The organism is Lysobacter sp. Root690, from assembly GCF_001427785.1.
In the GTDB taxonomy this organism is placed as follows: Bacteria; Pseudomonadota; Gammaproteobacteria; order Xanthomonadales; family Xanthomonadaceae; genus Lysobacter.
On the sequence record NZ_LMHM01000001.1, the window covers coordinates 233,570 to 250,179 of the forward strand.

A 16,610-nucleotide genomic window follows, 5' to 3' on the forward strand; every position below is an offset into this window, starting at 1 on the left:
ATGACGCGACCGATGCAGACTGGCGCGGCTGACGAGCCCAATGGAGCACATGCCTGGAAGCTCGTCTCGGCCCTGCTCGTGTGGGCGACGATCGCCTATGTCTGCATCTTCATCGCGCTGGACTACAAGAGCGTTTTCCATAGCGATGCGGCGATCAAATCCATCCTGGCCGACTTGGCTTCGCGCCAAGGCCATTTGATCCCGACTCAATGGGTATTCGCGAACGGCGACACCCTGACCATGACGCCTTACCTGTTCATCCTCCCGTTCGCGGGAATGAGCGGGATTTCATACACGAGCAACATGCTGGCCGTCATTGCCGGCTACTTGTCCCTGGTCGGCGCGGCGTGGTTCTGCGCGCGGCAGGTGCTGGGCCCGCAGCAACAGGCCCGTACCGCGGCGGTGGCGTTGATCGCTTCCACGTTGAGCGCCGCGAGCCTCGAGTTCATCGCAAGTCAAGGCGCGTACTCGATCTACTCCGCCGTGGCATTGGGAATGTTCGCCTTGCTCGCGAGTCGCTCGCGTGGCCGTTTTGTCGCGATGGCCATGTTCGTCCTGGCCTTCCTGCTCGCCTCGACCAATCCCAAGCGCGCTTTGGTAATGGCGTTTGCGCCATGCCTAATGGCGTTGGCCGCGGCGGCGCTGCACAGCCGTCGCGGACGCATGCAGAATTTGCTGTCCAGTTTCCGCGACACGACAGTCGTGTCCATGGTGGCCGGCGCCGTCGCGGGGGCCGCGATCTACTACCTCGCCATCATTCCCAACATCGCCAACTACGATGCCGCGGCCAACATCAAACTCGCTTCACCTCGCGCGATCGCGCACTCGATGTCGCAGATTCCGGTCGATTGGTTTCGTTACTTCCTGATCAATCGTCCTTGGCACGAGTTATCGGGACCAACCAAGATCCTGCAACTCGGGGTCTGGCTCATCGTCACACTGATCTTCATCGCGCCGGGCTGGATCATCCTCAAAGGCAGCGAAAACCCGCGCCTGAAATATTTCGCATGGCTGTGCTATGCCTTGCTGGCCGCAGGCATACTGCCCCTGATCGTGACCCAGGGCATTTACTGGAGCGCGCTGGAGCTACGCTACTCGACACTCGGCGTGCTCGTCGGCTTCATCGTCTTGGCGGGCGCCATATCCGAGTTGGGTACGCGAGCCAAAATCCGACCTCGCTACATGCTGATGGCGATGTCCGTGATAGCGGTGACCACCGCGGCGATGTGGCCCTCTCTATACAAGCCGGAGAACGCAGATGCGCATGGCGTCAGCCTGCGCGACCGGGAGCGACTGATCAAGCTGCTTGAATCCGAGCATGTCGGTACCGCTCTGGGCACATACTGGAACTCGCACGTAATCTCGGTGCTGTCCGAAGGCAGGGTCAGGGTCTATCCGGTTACTTACAGCGGACGCATGGCGCCGTTCGTTCATCACGTACCGTTCGTACCGAGCCATGGCGGAGCAGGCCGACGCCACGCCGTCATCCTGAGCAAGGCGGAGTTCGCCTCCGACAGCGGGCTGGCGCTTGAGCGTCAATTGGGCAAACCAAGCGAGCGTATCGACTCGGGTCCATTCGTCGTATCGATTTACGAGTCGCCCATCTCGGATGCGGTATATGGGGTCGGCGCGCGCTTCGACGAACCGGTGAATAAGGCGACGGTCGCCATCGACACTGGATCGGGCTTGGTGCCCGCATGCGAAGCGCGCGACAAATGCTTCATGCAACTACGCGTCGTCAACACCGGCAAGACGACCCTGGCGTCGAACGGCCAAGCGCCAATGCGTATCGGCATTCAAGGCATGAACGCCAAGGGTGAATTGGTGTCCGCCGATATCGGGCGTATCGAATTCCCAACCCCGCTCGCTCCCGGGAAAACAATCTCGGTGCAGACGACATTAGGTAAATTACCGCCCGAGGTCGTCTCGCTGCACGCCTGCCTTATTCAAGAGAATGTGGCATGGCTGTGCGATCGCACCACCGCGACGCATACGCAACCGCCGGCGATCGATTCGCCTGTCGATGCGGCGAGCCTGGGGATCGAATTGTCACAAAGCACGATCGCTTCGTGTCCGGCATCTAAAGCCAATTGCTCGGTGATGGTGCGCCTGACCAATATCGGGCGCTATCCGCTCACCGCTAACGGCGCCGTTCCGCTGCGACTGGGGATGAGAATCGGGGAGCCCGGCACCGCCGGCACCAGCGACATCGGACGAATCGATCTCGGCCGCGACCTCGGTCCCGGCGAAAGCATGCAGATCGAGATAAAACCACCGCCGACCGCCTCGGCGGAGGAAGTCGATTACCGCCTGTGCCTGGTACAGGAACTTGTCGCCTGGCACTGCGACAAGACCTTCGACCACTCCAAGCGCGAATAGATACCAGGCCGCTCGGCTGAGATCCGCGGGCAAAGTCACTGCTCGCGCAGGTCCTTGATCCAGTTCGGCAGTTTGACCTGATACTTGGACGCTCCCCGCTCCAGGTGCTCCCAGTAACCGTTGGTATGCACGTAGTGCTCTTCGGCGAAGAACAGCGTTTTGTAACGCTCGGGGTGCTTCTTCAACAAGAGCGCGTCTTTTTCGAAGAAGCGGGTACGCTCGGCTGACGACTCGCGCGCCACGTCGCGCTTGTGCGCCGGATGATAAACCTCCACATCCTCGCAGTACGGAACCGCGCCCAACTCCTGCATGCGCCAGCCAAAGTCGGAATCTTCCCTGAAATGAGGTTCGTCGAACGACAGATCGAAGCCATCCAGGCGCTGGAACACCTCGTTGCGTACCAGCAGGTTGGCGGTCATGAAACCGATCCCTTCGAAGCCCTTGTTGCTGACTGGACGCCAGTCGGGATCGCCGAGGTGATCCGAGCTGACCAGGCCCTCCAGGCCGACAATTGAAGAGTCGCGCAGATGATCGCGCGCGTTCGAGAGCCAGGTCGGTTTTGGCTCGCAATCGTCGTCGGTGAAGGCGATGACTTTTCCCGAGGCCAGATAGCCGCCAAAGTTACGCGCCTTGACCGCGCCCTTGATCGGCGAATGGACGTAAGTCAGCGAAAAACCATGGTCGTGCTCAGCCGCCGGCCAACGCTCGGCGGACTGATCGATGATCACCACCTCGAAGTCCCGCTCCACCTGCGCACGCAGACGATCCATCAGCCGATCCAGCAACGCCGGGCGTTCGTAACTGGGAATCACCACGGTGAAATACGCGGCCGCGCCCTGCTTTTCTTCCCATCGTTTCCGCACAAGACGCCCTAGCGACGGCGAGATGCGCTCCCACGCGTAGAAATTCTCCACGACCTTGCGCGCGCGCAAAGCGATTTCGCCGCGACGCTCGGCATCGCCGACCAATCGACGGACCGCGTCCACGAAACCGGAAATCGGCGCGACCTCGAACGGCATCTCGCCTGTATGCACTATGCCGCGGCAACCGATCTCGGTCGTTACGGTAACCAGGCCGGCGGCCATGAAATCGAACATTTTGATGCTGGTGCCCGAACCGCGAGTCAGCGGATTGACCGCGATATCGGCCGCTCGCATCCACTGCCGTTTTTCCTCTTCCGAAACCGTGCCCAACTCGCGCACGTTTTTCGGCAAGTAGTTCAACGCCAACGCCTGACAGCAACTGCCCATGATCGCGAAGTCGACGTTCGGCAGCGCGGGCGCCAACTCAGTCGCCACGAAATTCGCGGCCTCGTTGTTCGGACCGTAGTTCGACCCGAGGAAGACCGCCAACGGCCGCGTCATCGACAGCCCTAATTGCTCGCGATCTTGCTTGCGCTCTTGCGCGATTGGCACGGCCTGCGCGAACGCGGCGATGCCGTTGGGAACGACTCGCAATTTTTCCCATGTGACATCGTAAAGACGATGAAACGTGTCGCGATCATCATGAGAACATGCAAGGATCAGATCGGCGGCATGGCACAGGTCGTACTCGGTTTGCGCCACCCGCGTAAGAATCGGATCGGCCTGCGGCAGATCATCATGCAAGGATGTGCGCAAAACCGACTCAACGTTCTGCGAGTCGTACACGATCAGTTGTTCCGGACGCAGATCCTGCCGCAACGGAGGGAACGCCCACGGATGAGAGAACACCACCACATCCGCGCCAGCGATGTGCTCGCGAGCGGCATTGAGGTATTCCGGGGACAGCGATGCCTGCTCGCTGAACTCCAGGTCGATCATCGTGCGACCGTCCATGCGTTGCGCGCTGTCGCGAACGGCGGCGTGATGCGCCTTGCTCAATGGCACGCAGATCTCGCGCAAACCCGGAGTGAGCTGCTGATCGCGAAACGATTCGCCAGGCCAGTCATAACTGCCCACGTAAGTCGCTTGGACATGCTCACCGAGCGCGTGGTACAGCCCGAGCAGCCGTTGGCGTCCACCGCCGATGGCCGGCGTAATGGGCTGCATATCGACGATCGTTACCTTCAACTTTCTCATCGCCGCTCTTCCGCCTGCTCGAATGCCGCGTCGATAAGACGCGCGGCGATCTTGTCCCATGACAGCCCTTCCACCCACTCGCGGCCCGAACGACCGAGCCGCACCGCGAGATCCCGGTCGCCGGCCAGCCTGTCCATCGCCTGTGCCAATGCCGCCGGCCGCGGGTCGCAGACGAAACCGTTGACGCCGTCGCGGACGAGAACCGACGCCTCGCCCGAATCGGTACAGGTGACTACCGGTTTCCCGCTCGCGAACGCTTCCAGGGTGATATAGCCGTAGTCTTCTCTTTTCGGCGTGAAAGGAACGGCAAGCGCGTTGGCGTAAAGATCTCGCAATTGCGCGTCGTCGACACGCCCCAGGAATTCGATCCGGGAGTCGCCGGCGGCAAGCGCGCGCAGCGATTCCTCGGCCTCGCCGACGCCCACGATCTTCAGCTTGACGTCGCTTTTGACCTGGCGCATCGCTTGCACGACCAGATCCACGCGCTTCCATGGATGCAAACGCCCAGGTAGCAGGAAATAGTCTCCGGACTCGCCAAGGTGGAAATCGTTGCTCCACAGCGGTGGATGCAAGACCTCGGCGTCGAGTCCATTGTATTTACGCAAACGCATCGACACTTCATTGCCGATCGAAAACAGCGCGCGGCATCGCGGCGGCGCCAAGGCGCCGCTATCGAGCTGATGTATCAAGTCCCGGTCAGCGATGAGCGCCTTTCCCGGACGGGGAAAGGTCTCCTCGAACATGTCGTAGAACACTCTTATGGTGTGAACCAGATAGCAGACATGACGGGGATGCCTCACCAGCCAACTTGGCGCCTTGGTCGAAACAACCATGTCGTAAGACGACAGATCCAGGTCGTAGCAGTTCAGATAATTGCGCTTGATCCGCTCCATGCTCGACTCATCGCCGTCCACCGCGATCTCGTCGGCATGATGGCCCAGTTGGCGAAACGAACCCACCAGAGCGTCGTAGAAACGCTCCGCGCCGCCAGCCTCGCCACTCGCGTGGCGCATCGTCACTACTCCAATCCGCATTGCTTTCAGCCTTTACGACGACGCAGGTCGGCGTCCACCATCATTGTGATCAACTGCTCCACCGAAGTTTTCGGCGACCAACCGAGCTTGGCTTGCGCCTTGGCCGGATTACCCAACAGCACGTCGACTTCCGCGGGGCGGAAGAATCGCTCATCGATGACCAGATGATCGCGATAATTCAGGCCGACGTGCTTGAATGCGATTTCGCACATGTCGCGAACGGTCGTGGTGATACCGGTCGCCACGACATAATCATCACCCTCGGCCTGCTGAGTCATCAGCCACATGGCTTCGACGTAGTCGCCGGCGAATCCCCAATCGCGCTTGGAATCGATGTTGCCGAGACGCAGCTCTTTTTGTTGCCCCAGCTTGATCGCCGCGACCGCGTCGGTGACCTTGCGCGTTACGAATTCGATTCCCCGCAGCGGCGATTCATGGTTGAACAAAATGCCGCTGGAAGCGTGCATCTTGAAGCTTTCCCGATAATTCACGGTCGCCCAATGCGCCATCAACTTGGCCACGCCATACGGACTGCGCGGATAGAACGGCGTGGTTTCGTCCTGCTTTTCAGCCTGAATCAGCCCGAACATTTCACTGGTCGAAGCCTGATAAAAATGAGCGGACGAATTGACGATGCGTACCGCCTCGAGCACGTTCAGCGCGCCGACACCATCCACTTGAGCGGTCAGGATCGGCTGCTGCCATGAGCTGCCGACGAAACTCTGCGCGCCCAGGTTGTAAACCTCGCCGGCCTTCGACGTCTCCATCGCGCGAATCAACGACGACAGATCGGATAAATCGCCGTCGATGAAGCGCACATCCTTGTCGACACCCAATTCACGCAGGCGCCAAAGGGTATCGGTACTGCGTCGCGCGAGCAGGCCGTAGACTTCGTAGCCTTTTCCGAGCAGCAGCTGAGAAAGATACGCGCCGTCCTGCCCGGTTACGCCCGTGATAAGTGCGCTCTTGTTGTTGCTCATGAATGATTCCTTACGTCGTTCAAAATGTCGTGCAGCGTCGTTTCGAGCGTGATACTCGGCGTCCATCCGGTATGCGCGCTCAGTAATGCGGAATCGCCGACCATACGGCGCTGCTCGGCGGGCCGGAGTCTACTTGGGTCCTGGTGAAGGTCCGGATTCACGCCGGCCAGCCCCGCCATCACCCCCAGCAGATCGCGAATGCGGCGCTCCCGGCCGCTGGCCACGCAGTAAGTAGCGCCGGTTTGTCCTCCGCTCAGCATCGCCGCATATGCGGCGACGATATCCCGCACATCGGTAAAGTCGCGGGTGGTGTCGATATCGCCGACTTCGATCGTGTCGCGTTCACCGCGTTCGACCTCGACGATCTGACGAGCCAGCGCGGGCAACACGAAACGGGCGTCCTGACCGGGACCGATATGATTGAACGGTCGGGCGATCACGGCATCCAGACCTTCGGTCCGGACCCACTGCATGCAAAGCTGTTCAGCGGCGATCTTGCTCACGGCATAAGGGCTGCGCGGCTCGGGCTGGCGCTGCTCGTTCACCGGCAATTCGCTTTCGGGCACCTTGCCGTAGACATCGCCGCTGCTCACGTAGACCAGTCGGCCGGCAAAGCTCGAATCCCGCAACGCGAGCAGCAGATTCAAAGTGCCGCCGAGATTGATGTCGAACGTTTCCTGAGGCTGCTCGAAGGAGCGCGGCACGAAACTTTGCGCGGCCAGATGCAGTACGGCATCGGGGCGCACCTGGGCCACGACCTCGGCCACGGCCTGCGCATCACGGATATCCAGACCGGAAGGCACGGCACAGAACGTCCAATCCGCGAGTTTCCCGCCGTCGCCACACGCGGCCTCGACATGCCCGCCCACGAATCCGCCGGCCCCGGTCACCAAAAGACGACGCGCAAGAGTGGCGCTCATGGCGCGATCCCCACGACGGCGTAGTCCGGGGCGTTGTGGAACAACTGCAGCACCGCGTTTATCGATTCGGCGCCCGGCTGATCCTCAGCCAGAAGCGCGGGCGCCTGCAGGTCTCGCGACTCCATCAAACGCTCAATCCGCACATCGGTGAATTGCCGCGCCGCCACGATCCACCGCAGCGCCTCGGGCGGAAGGGGATTGCGATGAGTAGGATCGAGATAGAAATAATGTGACGCCACCGCCAGGTTTTCCGGGTTCGGCGTCTCCAGCGCCAGCAATCCGCCGGGGCGCAGCACTCGCCGACATTCATCGACCATGGCGACCAATACCTCGAAGGGGAGGTGCTCGGCGATGTGCATCCCGGTGATCGCTCCGGCCGAACCGGTCTGCATCGCGCGCAAACCCTCCATGGCGTCGGCCTCTATCACATCGTGACCGCGCTCGCGATTGAGCCTGAGGAAAGCCTGATTATTATCGATGCCTCGAGCGTGCAAGCCGTTCTCGCGCAACATATCGAGCCAATCGCCGCGGCCGCAGCCCAGATCGATGACCGGCGCATCCTCGCTGCCTGCTCCCACCGAACGAATCAGATCCAAATAGTGGCTTGCGCGCTCGCGAATCAGCTCGGGAGCACCACGGAAGGTTTCCTCGAACTGCACGTACATCTCGTCCAGCGCGTTCGCGGGCAATGGATGCTCATACGCTTCACGCGCGTTGAAACGGCTTTCCAACTCCTGCAAACGACGATTCGTACGATCCAGCTCGTCGGTGAGTTCGCGTACATCGAACTCCAGCAGAGCCACGTTCTCGCGCAACTCGCCTTCGCTGACATACCGGTCCTGCACCACTTCGCTGAGCGAATCGATGTTGGACTGAACGCGAACGACCTGGTTGCCCATCCCGGCGATCGGCGTAAGTTGTCCTTCGACGTCGCGGCTGAGCGCATTGACGTGCGCGCCCAATCCTTGAATCTCGCGGGCGCGCATCGCATCCATCTGACCGAGATTGCGAAGCATCCACGGCAAACGGACGAACGCGTGGGCCCAGCCGATCAATGCGCCGACCACCGGGATTCGGCGCCACTTCTGCAACAAGTATGGAGCCAGCAATCCATCGACATGCACGCCGCGCGCCAAACCTTCCGGCGAAAAGCGGATCGAGTGCAAAATCTCGACCTTGCTGACGCCCGAGCGTAGCGAGTTCAACGCATGGTCCACCCCGGCGGGGTCACCCTCGCGGCGCAACAAAACCTTGTACGCCACCTCGATAAATTCGCGATCGTCCAGCGCCAGCAGCTCGCCGATGACGTACTCGCGCTTCAGCGCGACGGCGCCGGCGCCGCCCGACCAGCGCGGCAGCGCGATCGCGGGCTCGGAAGACTCAACTTGCGCGACAACCTCCGCCTCTTGCGCCGCGCGACGACGCGCCACTTCCTCGCGCACTCGCCGCATCAACGCACTGCCGGCACGCGGAGGCGCGGTGGCGGACTCCTCCACGCCATCGAGCTCCAACCTCAACTGCGATATCAACGCATCCACATCAATGGTGCTGTTGCGTTTTTTCATTCGACAACCCCTTTGAATTTCGCTCGATGCCGCTGACTTGATCCACTCGCCGGCGAGATTGCCGATCGCGCGGCGCGGAGCACGCCGCAAACAGTGCTGATCGCTTCTATCGAAATCTTGCTAGACATCAAGCGCCGCGCCGCTTTCGATACGATTGATACGGATGACCGAAGGTATGTAAGCCGTGCCGATGAAATTCGCCTTATCGGCATTGGCGACGGTAAAGACCAACGCCAAGTCTTTCCACTGATAGTTCTTGACCAAATGACTCTCGGAGCTGGACAGCGCGACCGAAACCGAATACGTCCCGGGACCGAGATTGACCTCGAACCCCACATCGAATTCGACACGGTCGCCGCGCTTGAGCGCAGCGATCGGCTGGTCGGTGTAGTGGGTGTTGGTCCCGTAAATCGCCTGCCCCAGCCGGTCGCGCAGCATGTAGCCGAACACCAGACGCGGCACTTCGTCGTCGATGCGCACGCGCGCGCGAAGCGCTGCCTTTTGACCGACCAGCAGATATTCCGCCGGACGCCCCTGATCGTCGAGCATCTGCAATGATTCGAATTGGGCTTCGCCAGTCCCCGATTCCGTCGCGATTTTATCGTCCCGACGCTCGGTACGCAGCGTCTTGTTCTCGCGCTCGGCGATCAACGCATTGTAGTAATCCAGCACCTGTTGCGGCTCGCCATCGAGAACCACTCCGCCGTTGTCGAGCAGAATGGCGCGATCGCACATCGACTGAATCGCCGCGGCATCATGCGAAACGATCAACAAGGTGGTGCCCGATTCCCGATAGTCGCGGATGCGCTGAAAACTCTTATGCACGAAGTACGCGTCGCCCACCGACAGCGCTTCGTCGACAATGAGCATGTCGGGCCGCTCGGCCGTCGCCACACTGAAGGCCACGCGCATCTGCATGCCGCTGGAATAGGTGCGAATCGGCTGATCGAAGTACTCGCCGATTTCGGCGAAACTTTCGATATGCGGCATCATCTTCTCGATCTCGGCTTGCGAATACCCCATCAGGCCCGCCGCGTGATAAGCGTTTTCGCGTCCCGTCAGATCCGGATTGAAGCCCATCCCCAGTTCGAGAATCGCAGCGATGCGTCCGGAGCGACGGACCGAGCCTTCACTGGGCTGAGTCGTACCGGTAATCATCTTCAGCAACGTGCTCTTGCCCGCTCCGTTCTGGCCGATGATGCCGACGCTCTCGCCGGCGGAAATCGAGAAGAACACGTTCCTCAAGACCCAATGCTCATCGCGTGGACGCGTCGGAAGCCCGAACAACGAGGCCATCCGCAACCATTCGCTTCCCCAGACACGATATGCCTTACCCAGGCCATGCACCTGCAATTCACCGCTCATAGCACGTCCACCATTTCAGGACTGGCGCGGCGAAACAATGCGAGCGCGCATACCGACAACACCAGGGCGGCAAGCAGCAGCCAACCCAGATCCGTCCACAACGGCGGTTTATTGAACACCAGCACATTCTGATAACTGGTGATCAACGGGTACAAAGGATTGAGCTTGAACCAGCCCTGATACTTCTGGGGCAACACGCTGACGCTGTACACAATCGGAGTGAGCCAGAACAAAGCCTGCGTGACCACAGGCACCAACTGGCTGATATCGCGCATGAATACGTTCAGCACACCCAGCACCATGCCCACCGCCATCGCCAACAGGAGGTTGAGCAGAATCAAAACCGGCAACCACACGACTTCGCCGCCGGGATAGTGGCCCAACGCGGCGAATACGGCGAAGATCGCGATCAACAGCAACAGATTATTGACCAGCATCGTCCCGGCGGCGACCAGTGGCAGGCAGATTCGCGGGAATGCGACCTTCTTCATCAGGTTGCCGCTGTCCACGAACAGGTTGACGCAGCGCATGATGGTTTCGAGGAACAGGCTCCAGCCCAACATCCCACCCATCAGATACAGCGCATAGGCGAATTTGTTGTCTATGCCCGGCAGTTTCGCCGCCAGCACCTCGGACAAGATCAGGGCGAAGATCAACACCTGCGCCAGCGGATGGATGATCATCCATAAACCGCCCAGCTTGCTGCGCACGAAGCGGGAATGCAGTTCGTTTCGAATCGAAGAGGCGATGAAATAGCGGTAACGCCAGATCGCGATAAATAGTTCACGCATGGATACACCTTGAGATTTCGCTGCGCCGCCCACCAAAGCGCGTCGGGTCGGCGCGTAAGGCGAGACGTATATTGCGGATCGAATCGAATCGACCGGTCGTGATTCCGAGCGGCATTTATTGAGTCTCCGCGACCGAAATCACTCGCCCGCTCCCTGACTCGAAATGAGCGATCAAAGCGTCCGCCGCGGCGCGCGGAGACAGGCATTGGGCGATATCGCCGGCTGCACGGCGACCCAACTGCTTCGCCAGATCACGGTCGTCCGCCAGCCGCCGCATTTGCCGCGCGGCATGATCGACATCCGCATCGGCCCACATCGCCCCAGGCGGATGCGGATATTCGCCCTCGCCTACCGGCACCAGCGAATAGTCGACCAGGCAGCTGTTGTCTTCGTTCATGAAATCGACGTTGCCCGACCAATTGGTCGCGATCACCGCCTTGCCCATCGCCATGCATTCGGCCAGGCCCAGGCCGAAGCCCTCGGCGCGGTGCAGGGAGACATAGACGTCGGCGCAACGCTGCAATGCATGCACGTGCGCGCGGTCGATGACTTCATCGCGCACCACGATGCGAGGATCCTGGGCGCTGACCTTGAGCAGTTCGAGGAACTTGTCCGGATGGCGATGGCCGTTGCTCGATTTGACCAGCAGTTGCACATCGCCGCGGCCCTCGGGAAAGGCCCGGCGAAACGCTTCGATGGCCGCGAACGGATTCTTGCGGTGCACCCACGAGTTGAAATCGAAGGTGCACAGGAAGACGAACGTGTCCTCGGGCAAGCCGAAATCGCCGCGCTGCAAGCCGCTATCGGGGATCGGGCTGAGCGGCAACGGAACACGGAACACCGGTTTGTCGGTGACCCGCTCGAACGCGTCCTTGACGAACTCCGACGCCACCATGATTTCGTCGATCAACTCGATCGCCGGCAACCAGTCGGCGGGGATGTCCTGAAGCTCCCAGAACCAGCAGGCGATCAGCCGCTGACCGCGCAGGCGCGCCTGACCGATATGCTCCAGCGCCGGTTTCAGGTAGTCGGGATTGACGAAAAGAATGCTGACGGCGTGCGGCGTCTGTTCGCCGATATACGCGTCCAGGCTGTGATCGTCGAATCCGTGCGGCAGGTCGATGGCCACGTCGTACAGCGCCACCGGATAGCCCGCGCCGATCAACGCGCGTGCATACAGGCGCACGCTTTCGGCCAATCCGAACTGGCCGCGCATGTAGCCGAAAATATTTACGCCGCCGCCGACAACCGGCGCAACCGCGGTCGTTTGCGCCGCCGTTGCCGGCAGCGGACGCGACCAGGCCTCGGTGCGCGGGAATCGGGCGCGCACGCTCGCCCGATGCGCCAGCGTGAACAGCACCCTGTTGCGGACACGCTGAGGCAGCCGGCGATAGATCCGCTGCAGCCAGGACTGATTGCGAATCCAGGCGGACAAGGCCAGCAGACTGTTGGCGAAATTGAAGTCCATGGCACGCGCGCTCGTCATCGACAAGTACGCTTAAGTTGACGCGTGGACCGCACCGATATCATGAACTCAAGCACCCAACGCACGTTCAAGCTCGGCGCGCAAATCCGCCACATCCTCCACGCCCACGCTCAAGCGCACCAGGTTGTCGGTGATGCCCAGCGCCGCGCGACGCTCCGGCGGAATCGAGGCATGCGTCATCACCGCCGGATGGTTGACCAGGCTCTCCACGCCGCCGAGCGATTCGGCGATGGTGAACAGTTCGCAGCGCTCCATCATCCGGCGCGCGCCGTCCATGCCGCCCTTGACGTAGATGCTGACCATGCCGCCGAAGCCGTGCATCTGACGCTTGGCCAGTTCATGCTGCGGGTGCGATGTCAGGCCGGGGTAGATCACCTTCTCGACCGACGGATGAGTTTCCAGCCACTCGGCCAGCGCCTGTGCGTTTTCGCAGTGGGCCTTCATGCGCAGGTGCAGAGTCTTCAGGCCGCGCAAGGCGAGGAAGCTGTCGAACGGGCCCTGGATGCCGCCGACCGCGTTCTGCAGGAAGGTCATGCGTTCGGCGAGGTCCGCGTCGTCGCCGACCACGGCGATGCCGCCGACGATGTCGGAGTGGCCGTTGAGGTACTTGGTCGCCGAGTGCATGACGATGTGCGCGCCCAGTTCGAGCGGGCGCTGCAGGATCGGCGAGGAGAAGGTGTTGTCGACCACCACGACCAGGCCGCGCTTGCGCGCGATCGCGGCGATGGCGGCGATGTCGACCAGCTTGAGCAGCGGGTTGGTCGGGGTTTCGATCCAGACCAGCTTGGTCTCGGGGCGGATCGCGGCTTCGAACGCGGCGGTGTCGCTCAGGTCGACCCAGCTGAAGTCCAGGCCGGCGCTGCGGCGGCGCACGCGCTCGAACAGGCGGTAGGTGCCGCCGTAGACGTCGTCCATCGCGATCACGTGGCTGCCGGCGTCGAACATCTCCAGGATGGTCGAGGTCGCGGCCAGGCCGGAGGCGAAGGCATAGCCCTGGGTGCCGCCTTCCAGGCCGGCGATGCAGCGCTCGTAGGCGAAACGGGTCGGGTTGTGGCTGCGCGAGTACTCGAAGCCCTGATGCTGGCCGGGGCTGCTCTGGGCGTAGGTCGAGGTGGCGTAGATCGGCGGCATCACCGCCCCGGTGCTGGGGTCGGGCGACTGGCCGGCGTGAATAGCGAGTGTGCCCATGCCGTACTTGCGGGCATCGCCTTGCGGCGGTTGTTGGCTCATTGAAGACTTCCCATGGGCGGCATTCCGCCGGTTGGCGCAACCGCGAAGTTTAACATTGCGGCCGTGAGCGCCTGCCCGCCCGAGCCCGGACTTCAGGCGGCGTGCAGGCGGGATGTGCGGGTGGCGGGGTTTGCGACGGCGGCCACGATGGGCGGCGTCGGGCGCGGCTGAATGCGCGGTCTAGGCGGGTGGCTTGGTTGGGCGAAAGCGACGGTTTGGCAGTGGTTATCGCGAAATTCCGCTAATCGTCGCGGTGTGAAAGGACGCCCCTGAACGATGGGACATGGGCCTGAATGGCCGCCCCTTGGGCGAGAAGGTATCCGCCCCGGGCTTCAAGCCCCTCTCCCGCTTGCGGGAGAGGGGTTGGGGTGAGGGCGCGCCTGCTGCCCTCATCCGCCCTTCGGGCACCTTCTCCCGCGAGCGGGAGAAGGACTCTTCTCGAGGCTTCCGGGAATTCGGGTCAGGGCGCCGCAGCGCCCTTGGCCGGCCCGTGTTACTGCACGCGCCGCCGCAGGAAGTTCAACAAATCGATGCGCGTGATCAGGCCGAGGAACTTGTCGCCGTCCATGACGATCGCGACATGGCCGCGGTCGAACACCGGCAGCAGCGATTCGATCGGGTCGGCGACCGGGATCTTGTCGAGTTTGCTGACCATGGCGGTCGAGACCGGATCGCGGAAGCGCGATTCATCGCCGTACACGTGCAGCAGGACATCGCTTTCGTCGACGATGCCGACGATGTGTTCGCCGTCCATCACCGGCAGCTGCGACACGTCGTACAGCTTCATGCGCTGGTACGCGGTGACCAACGCATCGGTCGGCGCCACCACGACGGTATCGCGCTGCGAGTACGGACGCAGGATCAGATCGCGCAGGTCGCCATGCTGTTCGCGCTGGATGAAGCCGTTGTCGAGCATCCAGTAGTCGTTGTACATCTTCGACAGGTACTTGTTGCCGGTGTCGCAGACGAACACCAACACCTTCTTCGGCGTGGTCTGTTCGCGGCAGTACTTCAGCGCCGCGGCCAGCAGGGTGCCGGTCGAGGAACCGCCGAGGATGCCTTCCTTCTCCAGCAGCTCGCGCGCGGTCAGGAAGCTTTCCTTGTCGTTGATCGCATAGGCCTTCTTGACCCGGGTGAAGTCGGAGATCGGCGGCAGGAAATCCTCGCCGATGCCTTCGACCATCCAACTCGCCGACTTGTCCGACAAGGTGCCGCGGTTGATGTATTCCTCGAGGATCGAGCCGACCGGATCGGCCAGGATCAACTCGGTGTGCGGCGACAACTTCGCGAACGCGCGCGACAGGCCGGTCATGGTGCCCGAGCTGCCGCAACCGAACACGATCGCGTCGAGCTCGCCGCCCATCTGTTCGAGAATTTCCGGACCGGTGCCGAACTCGTGCGCCGCCGGGTTATCGGGATTGCCGAACTGATTGATGAAATAGGCGCCCGGGGTTTCGTTGGCGATGCGCTCGGCCAGGTCCTGGTAGTAGTCCGGATGGCCTTTGGCCACGTCCGAACGGGTCAGCACCACCTGCGCGCCCATCGCCTTGAGGTTGAAGATCTTCTCGCGGCTCATCTTGTCGGGCACGACCAGCAGCAGCTTGTAGCCCTTCTGCTGCGCGACCAGGGCCAGGCCGATGCCGGTATTGCCGGCGGTGCCTTCGACCAGGGTGTCGCCGGGCCTGATCTTGCCGGCTTTCTCGGCCGCTTCGATCATCGACAGGCCGATGCGGTCCTTGATCGAACCGCCGGGGTTTTGCGATTCGAGCTTGAGATACAGCTCGCACACGCCGGTGTCCAGGCGCTGGGCCTTGACGATCGGGGTGTTGCCAATGAGTTCGAGTACCGAGGAGTGAATGGCCATGCGGCTCCTGCCAGCCGCTACCGTGCGGCGAATCGGACCATTCTAGCCGCCGCGCCGTGGTGCGCGCCTCCTCGCGGAGCCGCGAACGCTTGGGGTATGACCTGCATGGCGCGGATGCGCGCAGCGGTTGCCGGTGCGGGCCGGGATCGCATCGGGCCCGCCTGCTTTCAGGACTTCATTGCCGGAGTGGTAGCCGCGGACGGCGGCGATCGACGAGGATGACCGCCGCCGCCCGCGCTAAGCCTGGAGCCGCGACCGCGGGCGGGTCGGGTCCATTTGGACTGAGCCAGGGCGTTCGCGCCCGGCCGGTGCGCAACCGGCGTCGCGCCGGCTGCGCTGCATGCGTGGCCGCCTCACCCGCGGGTGGGCCGCACGCATGCGATGGGCTTCAATGTTGCTGATCGTAGAGTTGGATCAGCCGATCCTTCGCAGCCAACTTCTCGCGTTTCATCTGACCCAAGGTGGTGTCGTCGATCGGCAGCACGCCGAGTTCGGCGTCCATGACCTTCTTGTCCAGATCCTTGTGACGCTGGTAGAGCTGTTTGAATTCCGGGTTGCTCTTGATCAGCGCGTCGATTTCAGGCTGCGGTTGTTCTTCGAACATGAAAGCCTCCTTCAGCACGAATGCAAACGCCCCGGCCGCGAGACCAGGGCGTTGCGGGGGACCGTAAGGTGCGTCGGGCTCGGTGCGGCGCCGGCTTCGCACAGGCCGGCCGCGCGCGGATGTGCGGCGGCGGGATCCTGCGGAAAGGGCGTATCGCTCATCGGCCTGACTCTTCGCCAAGCGGCGGTAGAACCGCTCGGATAATCGACCCTACTCCTGCGATCCGGATCCGGCAAGGGTGGGCTGCAAACGGTTTCAGGTTACGGCCAGACTCGCCGGCCAGGATCGTGCCCAGCGCTTAACCATTTGATTACAAAGAAATAACGGCCACA

Annotated in this window: 12 protein-coding genes; 1 reads left to right on the forward strand and 11 read right to left on the reverse strand. The window is 62.0% G+C overall.

Annotated elements, in window-relative coordinates; all coding sequences use genetic code 11:
• A complete protein-coding gene (locus ASD86_RS01005; RefSeq protein ID WP_157475972.1) occupies nt 1-2,379 on the forward strand; it encodes a hypothetical protein in 2,379 nt (792 codons plus the stop codon).
• Between the two features lie 35 nt (nt 2,380-2,414).
• Here ASD86_RS01005 and ASD86_RS01010 read toward each other — a convergent pair whose 3' ends face one another.
• The 11 genes from ASD86_RS01010 to ASD86_RS01060 all read right to left on the reverse strand — a co-directional run bounded on the left by ASD86_RS01010 (nt 2,415) and on the right by ASD86_RS01060 (nt 16,278).
• Nucleotides 2,415-4,439 (reverse strand): glycosyltransferase, encoded by a 2,025-nt coding sequence (locus tag ASD86_RS01010; protein WP_056105976.1) that lies wholly within the window; start codon nt 4,437-4,439, stop codon nt 2,415-2,417.
• Nucleotides 4,436-5,452: a glycosyltransferase family 4 protein gene (locus ASD86_RS01015; RefSeq protein ID WP_235567654.1), complete on the reverse strand. Its 1,017-nt coding sequence runs from the start codon at nt 5,450-5,452 to the stop codon at nt 4,436-4,438. The genes ASD86_RS01010 and ASD86_RS01015 overlap by 4 nt, the downstream gene beginning before the upstream one ends.
• A 26-nt stretch (nt 5,453-5,478) precedes the next feature.
• Nucleotides 5,479-6,453, reverse strand: coding sequence for a GDP-mannose 4,6-dehydratase (locus tag ASD86_RS01020; RefSeq protein ID WP_056105979.1), 975 nt, complete (start codon nt 6,451-6,453; stop codon nt 5,479-5,481).
• Entirely contained in the window at nt 6,450-7,373 is a 924-nt protein-coding gene (locus tag ASD86_RS01025; RefSeq protein WP_056105981.1) for a GDP-mannose 4,6-dehydratase, read from the reverse strand. Before ASD86_RS01025 ends, ASD86_RS01020 begins: the two co-directional genes overlap by 4 nt.
• Nucleotides 7,370-8,938: a methyltransferase domain-containing protein gene (locus tag ASD86_RS01030; protein WP_056105983.1), complete on the reverse strand. Its 1,569-nt coding sequence runs from the start codon at nt 8,936-8,938 to the stop codon at nt 7,370-7,372. Before ASD86_RS01030 ends, ASD86_RS01025 begins: the two co-directional genes overlap by 4 nt.
• A gap of 120 nt (nt 8,939-9,058) precedes the next feature.
• Nucleotides 9,059-10,303, reverse strand: coding sequence for an ABC transporter ATP-binding protein (locus tag ASD86_RS01035; protein WP_056105985.1), 1,245 nt, complete (start codon nt 10,301-10,303; stop codon nt 9,059-9,061).
• Entirely contained in the window at nt 10,300-11,094 is a 795-nt protein-coding gene (locus ASD86_RS01040; protein ID WP_056105987.1) for an ABC transporter permease, read from the reverse strand. Before ASD86_RS01040 ends, ASD86_RS01035 begins: the two co-directional genes overlap by 4 nt.
• A 115-nt stretch (nt 11,095-11,209) precedes the next feature.
• Nucleotides 11,210-12,580 (reverse strand): glycosyltransferase family 4 protein, encoded by a 1,371-nt coding sequence (locus ASD86_RS01045; protein ID WP_056105989.1) that lies wholly within the window; start codon nt 12,578-12,580, stop codon nt 11,210-11,212.
• Between the two features lie 48 nt (nt 12,581-12,628).
• Nucleotides 12,629-13,810, reverse strand: coding sequence for a cystathionine gamma-synthase (locus ASD86_RS01050; protein WP_056105991.1), 1,182 nt, complete (start codon nt 13,808-13,810; stop codon nt 12,629-12,631).
• Nucleotides 13,811-14,303: 493 nt separating this feature from the next.
• On the reverse strand, nt 14,304-15,674 hold the full coding sequence (locus ASD86_RS01055; RefSeq protein ID WP_056105992.1) for a pyridoxal-phosphate dependent enzyme: 1,371 nt from the start codon (nt 15,672-15,674) through the stop codon (nt 14,304-14,306).
• A gap of 388 nt (nt 15,675-16,062) precedes the next feature.
• Nucleotides 16,063-16,278 (reverse strand): YdcH family protein, encoded by a 216-nt coding sequence (locus ASD86_RS01060; RefSeq protein WP_031371506.1) that lies wholly within the window; start codon nt 16,276-16,278, stop codon nt 16,063-16,065.
• Between the last annotated feature and the right edge of the window lie 332 nt (nt 16,279-16,610).